Source organism: Enterococcus sp. DIV0546 (genome assembly GCF_051712785.1).
GTDB lineage: Bacteria > Bacillota > Bacilli > Lactobacillales > Enterococcaceae > Enterococcus > Enterococcus faecalis.
In genome coordinates this window covers 1,731,535-1,744,217 of sequence record NZ_JBIOPO010000001.1, presented here as the reverse complement: position 1 = coordinate 1,744,217, position 12,683 = coordinate 1,731,535, and the positions used below count along the sequence as shown (strand labels likewise).

The 12,683-nt window shown below is 33.7% G+C and carries 20 protein-coding genes; 14 read left to right on the top strand and 6 right to left on the bottom strand.

Annotated features, from left to right (window positions below; all coding sequences use genetic code 11):
- The first annotated feature begins 205 nt into the window (after positions 1 to 205).
- The 5 genes from IGJ24_RS08615 (at position 206) to comGD (ending at position 4,461) form a co-directional block, all read left to right on the top strand.
- Positions 206 to 1,534, top strand: coding sequence for an APC family permease (locus IGJ24_RS08615; RefSeq protein ID WP_002362058.1), 1,329 nt, complete (start codon positions 206 to 208; stop codon positions 1,532 to 1,534).
- Positions 1,535 to 1,774: 240 nt separating this feature from the next.
- Positions 1,775 to 2,743 (top strand): competence type IV pilus ATPase ComGA, encoded by a 969-nt coding sequence (comGA, locus tag IGJ24_RS08610; RefSeq protein WP_002364362.1) that lies wholly within the window; start codon positions 1,775 to 1,777, stop codon positions 2,741 to 2,743.
- The gene (comGB, locus tag IGJ24_RS08605) at positions 2,700 to 3,746 is read left to right on the top strand and encodes a competence type IV pilus assembly protein ComGB (RefSeq protein ID WP_289865398.1); all 1,047 of its coding nucleotides are present in this window, start codon (positions 2,700 to 2,702) and stop codon (positions 3,744 to 3,746) included. Before comGA ends, comGB begins: the two co-directional genes overlap by 44 nt.
- Positions 3,746 to 4,021 (top strand): competence type IV pilus major pilin ComGC, encoded by a 276-nt coding sequence (comGC, locus tag IGJ24_RS08600; protein WP_002356991.1) that lies wholly within the window; start codon positions 3,746 to 3,748, stop codon positions 4,019 to 4,021. The genes comGB and comGC overlap by 1 nt, the downstream gene beginning before the upstream one ends.
- A complete protein-coding gene (comGD, locus tag IGJ24_RS08595) occupies positions 4,018 to 4,461 on the top strand; it encodes a competence type IV pilus minor pilin ComGD (RefSeq protein WP_438775391.1) in 444 nt (147 codons plus the stop codon). The genes comGC and comGD overlap by 4 nt, the downstream gene beginning before the upstream one ends.
- Positions 4,462 to 4,488: 27 nt before the next feature.
- Here comGD and IGJ24_RS08590 read toward each other — a convergent pair whose 3' ends face one another.
- The 5 genes from IGJ24_RS08590 to IGJ24_RS08570 form a co-directional block, all read right to left on the bottom strand.
- Complete coding sequence (locus tag IGJ24_RS08590) at positions 4,489 to 5,637, bottom strand: tyrosine-type recombinase/integrase (RefSeq protein ID WP_002389015.1); 1,149 nt, start codon at positions 5,635 to 5,637, stop codon at positions 4,489 to 4,491.
- Positions 5,638 to 5,711: 74 nt separating this feature from the next.
- Entirely contained in the window at positions 5,712 to 6,041 is a 330-nt protein-coding gene (locus IGJ24_RS08585) for a hypothetical protein (protein ID WP_002369911.1), read from the bottom strand.
- Positions 6,042 to 6,055: 14 nt separating this feature from the next.
- Positions 6,056 to 6,613 carry a LysM peptidoglycan-binding domain-containing protein gene (locus IGJ24_RS08580; RefSeq protein ID WP_254287068.1) on the bottom strand — a complete coding sequence of 186 codons (558 nt, stop codon included), beginning with the start codon at positions 6,611 to 6,613 and terminating at the stop codon, positions 6,056 to 6,058.
- 323 nt (positions 6,614 to 6,936) lie between these two features.
- Positions 6,937 to 7,584 (bottom strand): ImmA/IrrE family metallo-endopeptidase, encoded by a 648-nt coding sequence (locus IGJ24_RS08575; protein WP_002372050.1) that lies wholly within the window; start codon positions 7,582 to 7,584, stop codon positions 6,937 to 6,939.
- A gap of 4 nt (positions 7,585 to 7,588) precedes the next feature.
- Positions 7,589 to 7,933 (bottom strand): helix-turn-helix domain-containing protein, encoded by a 345-nt coding sequence (locus IGJ24_RS08570; RefSeq protein ID WP_002385819.1) that lies wholly within the window; start codon positions 7,931 to 7,933, stop codon positions 7,589 to 7,591.
- Positions 7,934 to 8,223: 290 nt separating this feature from the next.
- Here IGJ24_RS08570 and IGJ24_RS08565 point away from each other — a divergent pair, with 290 nt between their 5' ends.
- The 3 genes from IGJ24_RS08565 to IGJ24_RS08555 are packed head-to-tail and all read left to right on the top strand — an operon-like array spanning position 8,224 to position 9,499.
- On the top strand, positions 8,224 to 8,415 hold the full coding sequence (locus IGJ24_RS08565; protein ID WP_002356998.1) for a hypothetical protein: 192 nt from the start codon (positions 8,224 to 8,226) through the stop codon (positions 8,413 to 8,415).
- A 5-nt stretch (positions 8,416 to 8,420) separates the two neighbouring features.
- Positions 8,421 to 8,738: a hypothetical protein gene (locus IGJ24_RS08560; protein ID WP_002364228.1), complete on the top strand. Its 318-nt coding sequence runs from the start codon at positions 8,421 to 8,423 to the stop codon at positions 8,736 to 8,738.
- Positions 8,739 to 8,776: 38 nt separating this feature from the next.
- Positions 8,777 to 9,499, top strand: a complete 723-nt coding sequence (locus IGJ24_RS08555) for a Rha family transcriptional regulator (RefSeq protein ID WP_002364225.1) — start codon at positions 8,777 to 8,779, stop codon at positions 9,497 to 9,499.
- Positions 9,500 to 9,538: 39 nt separating this feature from the next.
- Here IGJ24_RS08555 and IGJ24_RS08550 read toward each other — a convergent pair whose 3' ends face one another.
- Positions 9,539 to 9,721, bottom strand: coding sequence for a YegP family protein (locus IGJ24_RS08550; protein ID WP_002364224.1), 183 nt, complete (start codon positions 9,719 to 9,721; stop codon positions 9,539 to 9,541).
- Between the two features lie 52 nt (positions 9,722 to 9,773).
- Between IGJ24_RS08550 and IGJ24_RS08545 the strand changes: the two genes are divergently transcribed.
- The 6 genes from IGJ24_RS08545 to IGJ24_RS08520 all read left to right on the top strand — a co-directional run bounded on the left by IGJ24_RS08545 (position 9,774) and on the right by IGJ24_RS08520 (position 12,670).
- Positions 9,774 to 9,968: a hypothetical protein gene (locus tag IGJ24_RS08545; protein ID WP_002364223.1), complete on the top strand. Its 195-nt coding sequence runs from the start codon at positions 9,774 to 9,776 to the stop codon at positions 9,966 to 9,968.
- The gene (locus IGJ24_RS08540) at positions 9,959 to 10,144 is read left to right on the top strand and encodes a hypothetical protein (protein ID WP_002364222.1); all 186 of its coding nucleotides are present in this window, start codon (positions 9,959 to 9,961) and stop codon (positions 10,142 to 10,144) included. Before IGJ24_RS08545 ends, IGJ24_RS08540 begins: the two co-directional genes overlap by 10 nt.
- Positions 10,145 to 10,187: 43 nt before the next feature.
- A complete protein-coding gene (locus IGJ24_RS08535; RefSeq protein ID WP_002380444.1) occupies positions 10,188 to 10,511 on the top strand; it encodes a hypothetical protein in 324 nt (107 codons plus the stop codon).
- Entirely contained in the window at positions 10,511 to 10,738 is a 228-nt protein-coding gene (locus tag IGJ24_RS08530) for a hypothetical protein (RefSeq protein WP_002364220.1), read from the top strand. The genes IGJ24_RS08535 and IGJ24_RS08530 overlap by 1 nt, the downstream gene beginning before the upstream one ends.
- A gap of 97 nt (positions 10,739 to 10,835) precedes the next feature.
- A complete protein-coding gene (locus IGJ24_RS08525) occupies positions 10,836 to 11,777 on the top strand; it encodes a YqaJ viral recombinase family protein (protein ID WP_002364219.1) in 942 nt (313 codons plus the stop codon).
- Between the two features lie 2 nt (positions 11,778 to 11,779).
- Positions 11,780 to 12,670 (top strand): recombinase RecT, encoded by an 891-nt coding sequence (locus IGJ24_RS08520; RefSeq protein WP_002364218.1) that lies wholly within the window; start codon positions 11,780 to 11,782, stop codon positions 12,668 to 12,670.
- The last annotated feature ends 13 nt before the right edge of the window (positions 12,671 to 12,683 follow it).

Below are 12,683 nucleotides of genomic sequence, written 5' to 3'. Positions count from 1 at the left end.
TTTATAAACAAAAGATGAATGCTCTAAAACTTTTATGACAAATTTTCTTTTTGTGGTTTTCAAACTTGAAATTCTAAAAGAAATAGCTATACTGAAAAGAGATCGTTACAGAATTTTTCATGAAAACAGCTATTATTTTCGTTATCTTTTCAAAAAAGTGGAAATTTTGTTACGCTTGTTTAGTTTAAATGAAATGAGGGAGTCTATGGAGAAAAAGCAATTAAAAAGAGAGATAACAACGTTTGGTGCGTTATCCACGGTAATGGGTACGGTGATTGGCGCTGGTGTTTTCTTTAAAGCTGCGAGTGTCGTTGGACACGCACAGTCAGCTAGTTTAGCTATTTTTGCTTGGGTGTTAGGTGGTGCCTTAACCATTTGTGCAGGATTAACCAGCGCCGAACTTGCTACAGCAATCCCTGAAACAGGTGGCGCAGTGAAGTATATTGAATATACATATGGTAAATTAGCTGGTTTTCTTTTAGGGTGGGCACAAAGTATCATTTATTATCCTGCCAACATTTCGGCGTTATCCATTATTTTTAGTACACAACTAATCAATTTGTTTCATTTATCGGCAAATTTATTGATTCCAATTGCCATTCTTGCGGGAACCAGTATCACGATAATTAATTTATTAGGAACAAAAATTGCTTCTTTGGTCCAATCAACGACATTGGTAGTAAAACTGATTCCAATTGCCTTGATTTCTTTAGTAGGATTATTTACTCCAGGACAGGTAGCTGTTTCACTTTTTCCTGTTGAAACAACAGCGAATACTGGCTTTTTAGTTGCTTTTAGTGGCGCCTTAGTCGCCACCATGTTTGCTTATGATGGCTGGTTAGGTGTGGGTAACGTGGCTGGTGAAATGAAGCGACCAGAAAGAGACTTGCCTAAAGCCATTATTTTTGGTTTGTTATTGATTACTTTAATTTATGCTTTAATTAATTTTGTGTTTTTAAAAACATTACCAATTGAGCAAATCGCTGGGAATTTGAATGCAGCTTCCGATGCTTCTGTGGCTATTTTTGGACCAATTGGCGGCAAAATCGTAACTATTGGGATTTTAATCTCTGTATATGGTGCGTTAAACGGCTACACAATGACAGGGATTCGGATTCCTTATGCCTTAGCCTTAGATAATCTGATGCCTTTTAGTCGTCAGTTTCAAAAGTTGTCTAAACGCTTTGTTGTTCCTTACGTTGCTGGAATTTTCCAGTTAGCTGTAGCCATTATCATGATGTTTTTCGGGACCTTCGATTTATTGACGGATATGTTAGTTTTTGTTATGTGGCTGTTTAATCTATTAATTTTCTTAGCCGTTTTTATTTTAAGAAAACGAGAACCTGAATTAAAACGACCGTATAAAGTTCCTGGCTATCCAATTATTCCAATTATCGCAAGTCTAGGTGGTATCTTCATCTTGGTTACAACAAGTATTACACAGCCTATTCTAGCATTGATTGGTATAGGGATTACGCTTTTAGGAATTCCAGTTTATTTAGTTAATAAACAAAAAACGAAGCCAAAAACGTAAACGATCCGATCTGATTCTGATAGTTTTTCTCAAAAATTTTGTGATTCAGAGAAATTTTTGAAAACTAAACGCAAGATTTTTTTAGTATAATATTAAGTGTCTAGGAGTTCCACTATTTTGGGGAAGATAGATGGACAGCGCAAACTTCAAAAAAAGAACCTTCATCTTATTGGTGAAGGTTCTTTTTTTTGCTGAAATCATAAAATAAATGCGTAGTTTATTAGTGAGAGGAGGAAATGAATGACTGAAAATGTAAAAAAATTAGCCCATCAATTAATTGAATGGGGCGTCCTTCATGGGGCGCAAGACGTTTATTTTTTACCCAATGATACCGAAATAGCCATCTCTTTTCGGACAGGGATGCAACGGACACTTTACACACAAGTTTCCGCAGAAATAGGCGAAAAGTTAATTTTCCACTTTAAATTTATAGGCGGCATGGATGTCGGAGAAAGACGAAAAGCACAATTAGGCGCGACAACTTATCTAATTGGCGAGACGAAGCAACGCTTGCGTTTATCATCTGTGGGAGATTTTCAGAATCGAGAGAGCTTGGTAATTCGTTTTTTGCACCGATTTGGTGAACAAGCTGAACATTTTTTCTTTCCCCACCAGCTGAATGAAATTGAAGCATCTTGTCAGAAACGAGGACTTTATTTATTCAGTGGGCCAGTTGGTTCTGGGAAAACAACAACCATGTATCGTGTGGCTAAACAAAGAAGTGGCGAACAACAAGTGATAGCGATTGAGGATCCTGTTGAAATTGAGGAAAAGCAGTTTTTACAGTTGCAAACAAATGAAAAAATTCAGTTAACGTACGAAGCCTTGATAAAAGTTTGCTTACGCCATCATCCTGATATTTTGATTATTGGTGAAATTCGTGATGGCGAGACGGCTCAAGCAGTTATTCGAGCCGCCTTAACGGGTCATACTATTTTTGCGACAATTCACGCCCGTAACTTATTGGGGGTGCAACGGCGTTTGATAGAATTAGGTGGCCCAGAGCATGAATTGGCTGAATGCTTGCAAGGTATCATTTATCAACAGATTTTGACAACCACGATTAATAAGGAACAAGTAGCGGGAATTCTTTATGATTATTTCTTCTTTAAGGAAGCCGTTATAAAGAGTAGTTGGCAAAAGAATCTAAGAAAGGCGTGGGCGTATGGGTTTATTACAGAAAAAACGTATTTTCAAGCCATCGAATAAATTAACGAAAAAACAACAGCAGCTTTTTCTGAAACTATTAGCGGATTTGCTTGCAAATGGTTTTAATATACAAGAAAGTTTTTCCTTCATGAAAAAATCAAACGCCTTACCTCAGCACAGTATAACTTTTTTAGTTGAAGGCTTTTCCTCAGGCATTGCCTTACAAGCTTTAGTCGAAGAATTAGGGTTTTCAACAATGGTCTCGGCACAATTGTCGTTTGCTACTGCACACGGGGATTTGTTAGGGACACTACAAGCGATTTCCGAACATTTTTTTCAAACGGAAAAATATCGGCAACAGTTCTATAAAATAATTAGTTATCCGCTGCTCCTGATTGTTTTTTTGATTCTCGTCATTGTTGGTATTCGGCAATTTTTATTGCCCCAATTAATGGAAAATGATGCCAATAGTTATTCTAAAAATATTGGGATTCTTCTGATTGTTTACAGTCCATACATTCTGGTTACCTTAGTTTTTGTCCTCTCATTTAGTTTCTTCATTTTAAACCGTTATTTGAAGCATCAGTCTGCTATTCAGCGGGCCTTCGTATATCTAAAACTGCCAATTATCCGTGGCCTCTATCGGGAATACGTCAGTGCTTTTTTTGCACTAGAATGGGGGAAGTTGCTTGCACAAGGATTAGAAATGAAAGAGGTCATCGATTTGATGCGCCATACAACCAATTACCCCTTAATGAAAGAATTAGCTGGAGCAATTAGTGAAGGACTGCTAGTTGGTGAAACTTTACATAGACAATTAGCTGCTTATCCTTTTTTTACGAAAGCATTGGGTTTAATGATTCGACAAGGGGAAGTAAAAGGAAAATTAGGCAAGGAGTTGATGGTTTATAGTAATGTCTGTTTCCAAGGTTTTTTCAAAAAAATTGAACGAGTCATTACCCTTGTTCAACCATTTATTTTTATCATAATTGCTTGTTTAATTATCGGTGTCTATGGGGCAATGTTGCTGCCTATTTATGGCAATATGGAAGGAGTTTTATAATGAAAAAGAAACAAAAATACGCAGGGTTTACATTATTAGAAATGTTGATTGTCTTATTGATTATTTCCGTATTGATTTTACTTTTTGTTCCTAACTTAGCGAAACATAAAGAAACAGTTGATAAAAAAGGCAATGAAGCAATCGTAAAAATTGTAGAATCACAAATCGAGCTCTATACACTAGAAAAAAATAAGACGCCTTCTTTAAATGAATTAGTCAACGAAGGCTACATTACTAAAGAGCAGTTAGATAAATATACAGCAGAAAAGCAATGAACAAGTCAGCAGGATTCACATTAATGGAAACACTTGCTAGTTTAACGATTGTTTGCTTTATGACTATGCTCCCAACACTCGCTATTCACCGCTGGCAAGAAACATTAAAAATTGAACAGTTTCTTGCTACGGTAGAAAAACAACTTCGTTTTGCGCAACAGCAAGCAATTGTTTTAGAGGAAACACAAGAAGTTTGGTTTTTTGAAGAACAACAAAGCTTTTCATTTCCTGATAAATTGAACCAATCAGCTCGAAGGACTTCGCTAGCTGTACCTGAAAAAATGACAGTGAGTGGCCCAACCAAACTCAGTTTTCTTCATTCGTCAGGGAACAATGGCCGTTTAGTAGAATATATTTTTACTTGGACTGAAAAGAAACAGCAACTTATTTTACAATTTCAGATGGGGAGTGGTAGAGCGTTTATATATCAATGGTTTTGAGTGTTTTTGCCACAGATTTACCACAAATCACAAGTTCTCAATAAGTTTATCCATCATATCAGCTGTTTCTTTTTCTTCTTCTTTTAGCACATCGCTATAAACATCCAAAGTTATATTAATATTCTTGTGTCCTAACCGAGTTGAAACGTACTTAATGTTTGCTCCTGCTTCAATTAAAAACGTTGCATGGGTATGTCTTAGGCCGTGTACGGTTATGTTTTGAACTTCTGCTTTTTCACATAACAGGCGAAACATATACGTAATTCTTGATTGTTTGATAGGTAAATTTCGAGAACTTAAAATAAAATAGTCCTTATCGCTTAAAATTATCCCTTCTCTAAAAAGCCGTTCTTTCTCATGATTTTTGTATTTTTTTATTAAAGTGAGTAATGAGTTGTCAAAATAAACTTTACGAATACTAGTTTTTGTTTTCGGCTTATTTTCACCATAATCGCCACGTGTAGAATTGATATCGAAATATTTTTCGTTTAAATCAATATCACTCCAACGCAGCCCCATCAATTCACCTTTTCTCATTCCAGATTTTAGCAGAGTCAAAAATATAACTTGCGTTTGAATATCTTCGTTTTCTAAAACCGCTATAAATCGCTGTAATTCCTTTTTAGAGAATGAACGAACATTATTACTTAAATCAAATTTAAAGCCTGTTAGCGTGTTGCTAGGGATGATTTGATTGTGTACCGCAGCGTTAATCATCCTCATTACAATTTTATGCCACGTTTGAATCGTGGATTCTGTATATTTGTTTTCTTGTCTTAATTTGTCAATAAATTCTCGCTTATAGGTAATCTTATTTAAAGAAGATAGTTTCTGATTTCCAATTAATGGTGATATGTGAAATTTGATAGCAGATTCAATATTTTGTTTTGTTGAAACACTCCAATTGTCTTGGGCGTAAGGTATCCAGACTTTGATCCATTCATCTATGGTGAGTTGTTTATTTTCGATGAAGGAAGTATTTTGTGTTTCTAAATCATATTGGATTTTTAGCAATGCTTTATTCGCCGCTCTTTCACTTTCAAATCCACGTTTGCTAGCTTCTTTTCGGTGTTTTAGAGAGTTGTAATAAGGATAGCGATATCCCCAAAAAGTTCCTTTTTTGTTTGAGTACGAAAAAACATATTTGTATTTTTTGGACCAATTTAGTTTCGCCATAGTTTCACCTCCAATATTCATTTAAAGCCCCTAACATGAATCGAACATGCTAGAACTCACCAGAGAGGGGAGAATTATTTTTTATCGAAAGTAATTATCCAAGACCCCATAAGGTTTTCAACTTTCTTTATTTTTGCAATTACTTTATCCCCTGTTCTTACATCTGGATTTTTGCTTGAAACAAAGTTTAAATGATCTCCAGTTTGAATTGTATATCCTAATGAGCCATCAGGAACATATTTATCAACTGTAAATTGCACAGTTTTACCTGTTAAATCTTCGCCGTTATTTAGTGCTGTTTCAGCTTCTTTACTAGTATAATCAGGCTTAACTTCTTTAGTTCCGCATGCAGTAAATACAATAAGCAATAGTAGTGTATAAATAAAATATTTAATCTTTTTCATAAAAGTTCTCTCCTTTATTTAATTCTTAGTGGTTGACCAGGATAAAAAACAGAGGTGTCAATGCCTGGATTTAGTGCAAATAGTTGTTCTAAGGTTAATCCATTCCTCTCAGCTACTTGTCGAGCTCCTTCGCCGCTTCGTACTTTGTCATATACGGGTTGTTCAACTTCAGAGCTTTGAGGTTGTTCAATTGCTGAAGATGATTGAGTAGATGGCAATGGTTGTTGTGATGTAGAAATTTCCGTGTTAACAGCAGCTAATTCGGTATACAAGTCTGTTAACTTATTTGCTTCAGCAGTATAAACATCTGTTAGTTTATTTGCCCATGATTCATATAATGAATAGTCGTCTTTATTAGAAAGTTGTATGCTTGCCATTTCCGAAATTCCAGCATTTGAAATATCTGCTAATTTTCCTATTTTAGAGTTTAAAACCTCAGCTAATGCTGAAACATTGCCTTTTATAGGTTCTCCTTCATTTCGCAGTTCTTCAATCAATATAGGTGTAGTTGTAGTCAACTTTTGAGTATAAGTCTCTAAAATTTGGGAATAGGTAGACCCACCTAATTCCATTTGAGTTGTTTCATCTGTTTGTGTACTTGAATAATGTATAGTTGATGACTCACTACTTGAGCTATTAATTTTTTTAGAATCAGAAATATCTTTCTTTTCGGATGTAATTGTGGTAGAGCTTGAGTTTTGCTTTGAAACCTGTTTAGTTTCGTTAGAACAAGCAGTCAGCAGTAATAATGATAAACTTAAAGTAACAATTTTTTCATTTTTAAATTAATCCTCATTTCTGTTATAATATACTTGTCAGTAAATCTCAAAATGAGGTTTAAGTCCGTGTGCCCAGCACGGACTTTTTTTGTTTTAATTTTACCATTGCTAAAAATCTATAAAACCATCTTCACATAACTAATTAATTTTGTTGAATCATAGTTATATCTATATTGATTAATAGCTGATCTAGCTAAGCATGGATTTAATAAGAATATTTTTGTTAAAAAATCATATAACCTTACGTATAGTGCTGCAGCACTCATTTCAAATTCTTCGCAAATTTGACGGAAAGACATTTGTTTTTGTAAACATTCTTTCAATGCTTCATTGTTTATTAAAGCAAGGGATGCAAATATATTAGCTCTTATTTCTTTTGGTTCATCTTCGCTAGTGTATCCTTTTCCAGTAATTAAATCTGAAAAACTTTGAGACTTGCATTCCTTATTCATATCAAAAAAATAATGTGCAGATTCATGAAGTATTGAGAAATTTTGCCTTCCTTTAACCATTGTTGAATTATAGGAAATTCCGCATTTATCGTGAAATCTTATTATATTTCCTGAAAATATTTTTCTTGAAACATCACCGAAACTATAGGGAATTATGTCAACATTTTCTACGTCAATCATATAATCTTTGTAGTGTTTCCATCTTAACTCTTTTAATTCAATTCCATAGTAATTAGCAACTTTTTCAATAATAATATATGTCTGGTCATGATATTCAAAATAAGTATCGTAGTCTAAATACATAGGGGTCATCCAATCATTTGTTTTTAAGTCTTGATTTCATGAATTCTAAGTACTCTTTTAACTCTTCTCTGAGCTGATCTTTTTCGGATTCGGTTAAATCTTCTGTATTTACACGGAAGAAAGTTGCAATTTCATCTTCTTCTAAGTTATCAGAATTTGGATTATCAGTTCGTCCAAGCAAATAATCTACAGAAACATTAAAATAATTGGCAATTTCTTGTAGTTTTTCTGCGGTTGGTTGTTTTCCTGCATTTAAACTATAAAAATAATTTTCACCGTATTTTAACTCTCTAGCAACTTGTTGAAGGCTTTTGTCTTTTTGTTTTGCTAAATTTTTTATCCTTTCAAATGTTGTCATATCAGTATTCCTTTCCAACACGAAAAAATAATTTACTAAAAAGAGTAAAAAAGTCTTTACAAAATTACTCTATAGAGTTATTATTGATTCGTAAGTTAATTTGATAGAAAAGAAACAAACTAAAACACACCTTATTAGCATTGAGTTTGGCGACCAAGTGCATATGAAAGGCTTTGTTATAGGTTTATTTCTTTATGTATCCATTTTACTCTATAGCGTAAAAATGTCAACAATATTTTTTTATTTCTATCAAATTAACTTATTTAATACTAAAGAAAGGAGCATCAAAAATGCCAGACACATCAGTAAGTCGTCAAAAAATTCGTGATTACTTTGAAAGTAAGGGAATTTCGTTGGTTAGTGTTGCTACCTATTTTGATATTCCAAGACAAGATTTGATCGATTATCTGAACGGAAAAAATAAAAGTAAAAAAGCACACGAAACACTTTTGGCAATTATCGACTTTTACAAAATCAGATAGGAGGAATGAAAATGGAAAATTTCTTAGATACATCTTCAAAAAACTTTCTATACAACATTATTGAAAAAATCCTGAGAAAAATGTTTGAACAAGTCATAAATGAAGCTAGTCAAGGATTAAATGAACGTGCTGAGTATTTAGACATCAAACAATTATCGTCTAGATATTCAATGTCTGTTCCTGAAGTTGAACAAAATTTTGTAAAAGACAAACGTATGCAAATAATCGAAAAAAGAAAGCCTGGTACTAGCAAGGGAAAAAGATATTGGCCTGCTAAAGAAGCTATAAAAATTTGTAATGACATCATGAATCATTGGGATTAAAGGAAAGAGCAATACAGAAACAATTTAAGGAGGAAAAAATGGACAACTTAGTAATTATGAAAAACCAACAAGCAGTAACAACTAGTTTACAAGTTGCTGAAACGTTTAATAAAAATCATCGTGATGTTTTAGCAGCGATTGATGATCTAAAAGAGGGGGTTGCGGAAAATTACGCAGACCTATTTTACGAAGATAGTTATATTCATCCACAAAACAAACAAAAATATAGACAAATCATTATGAACCGTGACGGATTCACACTGCTAGCAATGGGATTCACTGGTCAAAAAGCTCTTAAGTTTAAACTGAAATACATTGAAGCTTTCAACCAAATGGAGGAACTGCTCAAAACTCAATCAAACTTACCGATGAATAACACAGAATTGTTATTAGAAGCTGCGTTAAAACATGAACGTGGATTGACTCTTGTAAATCAACGTTTAGATAAGCTAGAAACAGAAACAACAATTAATAGAAGCCAACAACGAAAGATACAAGGCCTAGTTTCATCAACTGTTATCAAAGTATTAGGTGGCAAAAAAACATCGGCTTATAAGGATTCAAGTATTAAGCAATCAGCATTTAGTAATTGCTATAAACAATTGAAAGCATTATTCGATGTAGCCTCTTATATAGATATTCCAAAAGTTCGATATGAAGAAGCATTAACTCTAATTCCTAAATGGAAGCCTGACTTGGAATTACAAGCAAGAATTGATATGGCTAATGGAAACGGAGATATGTTTAAAGAAGTGAGCTAGATCAGTAAATAAAAATAAAAGGATAAGCCTAACTTATCCTCAGTTAAAAGTAGTATCAACAATGATTGCTTTTGGATTCATATCATTCTTAATGGATTCAATGATTTCTAAAACAGAAGATTTGTAGTAGTAAGTTTTGCTTGATGCGATTATTTCATTTTCTTCAGTTTTAATCAAAAAATAGTATTTTTTATCAGAAGCTCGTTTAATCACAAAAAACATTTTTGCACCTCACTTTCAATTGAATTATATCAAAATATAGGAGGTTAACAACATGAAAGCAATCCGAGAAACACGATTAGTAGGCGCATTTTTATTGATGATTGTACTAGGAGTATTGCTGAAAAGCCACTTTTCAATGCCAATACTAGCAACACTAAGTGCACCTTTCTTTATCCATTGGTTTTTTAACTGGGATGAAGCAAAGTATCAATACTCTAAAAAAGGAGGCGATAAAAAATGTATGTAGCTATAGGCGAAGCTAGTAGAGAAACATATGTGATTGGAGAAACACAAGCGGAAGTCATGCGAAAGTTGTTTGAAGAATATCCGTATGTTTCAGCTGATAAAAACGTTTATCCAGAGAGATTAAGCATAGTACAAAAAGAGCCCCGAACGTCTGCAAACGAACAGGGCAAATATTGAACAAAAAAATTCAAAATTTATTAACTAAGGAGAGTATATCAAAATGAACGATAAAATTCAAAATTTATTAATGGAACTTGTTAAAGAATGTCGGAAAGGAAAAGTTACGATTGTTTTGTCAACTGTTGATTCAGAAATGATGGAAGCATCCAGTGTTTTACTTGCAGGTTCTTTGCCTGAACAAGCAATTGCATTTAGTGAATTATTTGAAAAATTTAAAGAGGAAGCACTTGCTCATGATTGTGATTGTCCGCAATGTAAACAAATAAAAGAATCATTTATTGGTGCAGAATCATCTTCAACTAAACAAAATAATGAGGAAAAACTAGATATATTGTTAAAAGATTTTTTACGAGGTGAGTTGTAATGATTGAAGTAAGAGGTTTAGGTAACGACATTTACGAATTAATGCTAGCAAACGCACAGAATAACATTATTCAATCTGTTCGGACATCTGCATCTTATGGCAATACAAGTTGTGTGGTAAGCAGTAAAGGAGCTACAAAACCATTTTTAGATCAATTACAAATGCAAGGTGTCGATTATATCGAATTGGAAGATGAAAAAATAAAACTATTTTGGGAGGGATTGTAATGCCTGAATTTGATTCGCTAGGGGCAAGACAAGAGCCACCTGAAGAAAAAGAAGTGTTAGAGCTAACGTGGGAATACGATGAGGAGGAAGACGAAAGATGATTCAATCTACTTTATCCATGAGCCATCAAGAATGGCTTGAGGATAGGCGTAAAGGAATTGGAGGATCAGACGTTGCAACAATTTTAGGCTTGAATCAATATAAATCAGCTTATCAATTATGGCTAGAGAAAACAGGTCAAGTTGAGCTGAAAGATACAGAAAGCGAGCCAGCCTATTGGGGAAATGTTTTAGAAGAAGTTGTTGCGAAAGAGTTCCAAGAAAGAACAGGAAAAAAAGTTCGTCGTAGAAATCAAGTCTTCGAACATTCGCTCCATCCTTTTTTAAGAGCAAATATTGATAGAGAAGTGGTTAGAGAAAATGCCATTCTAGAATGCAAAACTGCAAATCAATTTTTAGCGAAAGAATGGGCAGGAGACGAAGTGCCATTGAGTTATCTTTGCCAAGTTCAGCATTATATGAATGTTTTGAATAAAGACTATTGTTATATTGCAGTTTTAATTGGTGGTCAGAAATTTATTTGGAAACGGGTAGAACGTGATCAGGAATTAATCGATGTACTGACCGAGCAATTAGTTGATTTTTGGGAAAATAACGTAATCAAAGGCGTTGAACCTATTATTGACGGAAGTAAGGCAACAGCTGACTTTTTAAAGGATAAGTATAGCGACATAGAAGAAACGCAAACTACTTTACCTGCTTCGTTTGATGAATTGTTAGACCAAAAAAATGAAATGAAGAAAACCAAAAAAGAGTTGGATGTAGCTATTAGAAAAATTGAAAATGAAATAAAAAGCGAATTGGGAAAAAGAAATGCAAGCATTGGTATTACTAAAAAACATATTGTTGAGTGGAAGGAAATACCTACTAAAAGATTGAACAGTAAAAAGTTTGCTGAAAAATATCCTCAAATTGCAGAAGATGAAGAAATATATATGGTTACTACGCCACGAAGATTAATAGAAAAGGAGATTAAGTAATAATGGCAACAAACGAGACCTTAAAAAATCAATTATCACAACAAAATCAAAAACAAGTTCCTGCGAATCAATTAGGTTTAAAAGGATTAATGAATACTCCTACTATGAAGCGGAAATTTGAGGAAGTTCTTCATGAAAATGCTAATGCTTTTATGTCAAATGTCATGACCTTAGTTTCTAATGATAGCTACTTGGCAGAAAGCGAGCCAATGTCTATTTTAAGCGGGGCTTTAACAGCTGCTACATTAAATTTAGGATTAGATAAAAATCTAGGTTATGCCTATCTCGTACCATTTAATACTAAAAATAAGCAGACTGGCAAATGGGAGAGGAAAGCCCAATTTATTTTAGGATATAAAGGGTATATTCAATTGGCTCAACGGTCAGGTAAATATAAAGCATTAAATGTTATTGAAGTCTACGAAGGAGAGTTACTGAGTTGGAACAGGTTAACGGAAGAATTTGAATTTGATCCAAATGGTAGACAATCAGACGATGTAATCGGATATGTTGGATATTTTGAACTATTAAATGGATTCAAGAAAACTGTTTATTGGACCAAACAAGAAATTGAAGCTCATCGAATTGCAAATAGCAAAGACAAAGAAAAAACAAAATTGAGCGGTGTCTGGGCTACAGATTATAATGCGATGGCTCGTAAAACAGTATTAAGAAATATGTTATCAAAATGGGGGATTTTGTCCATCGAAATGCAAGAAGCGACAACTTCAGATGAAAAAGTTCAACAAATGCAAGAAGATGGAAATATTATTTCCGAAACGGAAGTAGAAGAAAATACTACGATGAAAACAGCAGAAGTAATTAATGAAGCTGATTCAGATTCATTGAATCAAACAGATTTATTTGATACTAAAAATCCACCATTAGAGTAAAGAAGGAGATGTA

What these genes read in the sequence shown, in the direction of transcription:
- IGJ24_RS08615 (WP_002362058.1), top strand. Translation starts at nt 206, where the DNA reads ATGGAGAAAAAGCAATTAAAAAGAGAGATAACAACGTTTGGTGCGTTA.
- comGA (WP_002364362.1), top strand. Translation starts at nt 1,775, where the DNA reads ATGACTGAAAATGTAAAAAAATTAGCCCATCAATTAATTGAATGGGGC.
- comGB (WP_289865398.1), top strand. Translation starts at nt 2,700, where the DNA reads ATGGGTTTATTACAGAAAAAACGTATTTTCAAGCCATCGAATAAATTA.
- comGC (WP_002356991.1), top strand. Translation starts at nt 3,746, where the DNA reads ATGAAAAAGAAACAAAAATACGCAGGGTTTACATTATTAGAAATGTTG.
- comGD (WP_438775391.1), top strand. Translation starts at nt 4,018, where the DNA reads ATGAACAAGTCAGCAGGATTCACATTAATGGAAACACTTGCTAGTTTA.
- IGJ24_RS08590 (WP_002389015.1), bottom strand. Translation starts at nt 5,637, where the DNA reads ATGGCGAAACTAAATTGGTCCAAAAAATACAAATATGTTTTTTCGTAC.
- IGJ24_RS08585 (WP_002369911.1), bottom strand. Translation starts at nt 6,041, where the DNA reads ATGAAAAAGATTAAATATTTTATTTATACACTACTATTGCTTATTGTA.
- IGJ24_RS08580 (WP_254287068.1), bottom strand. Translation starts at nt 6,613, where the DNA reads ATGGAATTAGGTGGGTCTACCTATTCCCAAATTTTAGAGACTTATACT.
- IGJ24_RS08575 (WP_002372050.1), bottom strand. Translation starts at nt 7,584, where the DNA reads ATGACCCCTATGTATTTAGACTACGATACTTATTTTGAATATCATGAC.
- IGJ24_RS08570 (WP_002385819.1), bottom strand. Translation starts at nt 7,933, where the DNA reads ATGACAACATTTGAAAGGATAAAAAATTTAGCAAAACAAAAAGACAAA.
- IGJ24_RS08565 (WP_002356998.1), top strand. Translation starts at nt 8,224, where the DNA reads ATGCCAGACACATCAGTAAGTCGTCAAAAAATTCGTGATTACTTTGAA.
- IGJ24_RS08560 (WP_002364228.1), top strand. Translation starts at nt 8,421, where the DNA reads ATGAAAATGGAAAATTTCTTAGATACATCTTCAAAAAACTTTCTATAC.
- IGJ24_RS08555 (WP_002364225.1), top strand. Translation starts at nt 8,777, where the DNA reads ATGGACAACTTAGTAATTATGAAAAACCAACAAGCAGTAACAACTAGT.
- IGJ24_RS08550 (WP_002364224.1), bottom strand. Translation starts at nt 9,721, where the DNA reads ATGTTTTTTGTGATTAAACGAGCTTCTGATAAAAAATACTATTTTTTG.
- IGJ24_RS08545 (WP_002364223.1), top strand. Translation starts at nt 9,774, where the DNA reads ATGAAAGCAATCCGAGAAACACGATTAGTAGGCGCATTTTTATTGATG.
- IGJ24_RS08540 (WP_002364222.1), top strand. Translation starts at nt 9,959, where the DNA reads ATGTATGTAGCTATAGGCGAAGCTAGTAGAGAAACATATGTGATTGGA.
- IGJ24_RS08535 (WP_002380444.1), top strand. Translation starts at nt 10,188, where the DNA reads ATGAACGATAAAATTCAAAATTTATTAATGGAACTTGTTAAAGAATGT.
- IGJ24_RS08530 (WP_002364220.1), top strand. Translation starts at nt 10,511, where the DNA reads ATGATTGAAGTAAGAGGTTTAGGTAACGACATTTACGAATTAATGCTA.
- IGJ24_RS08525 (WP_002364219.1), top strand. Translation starts at nt 10,836, where the DNA reads ATGATTCAATCTACTTTATCCATGAGCCATCAAGAATGGCTTGAGGAT.
- IGJ24_RS08520 (WP_002364218.1), top strand. Translation starts at nt 11,780, where the DNA reads ATGGCAACAAACGAGACCTTAAAAAATCAATTATCACAACAAAATCAA.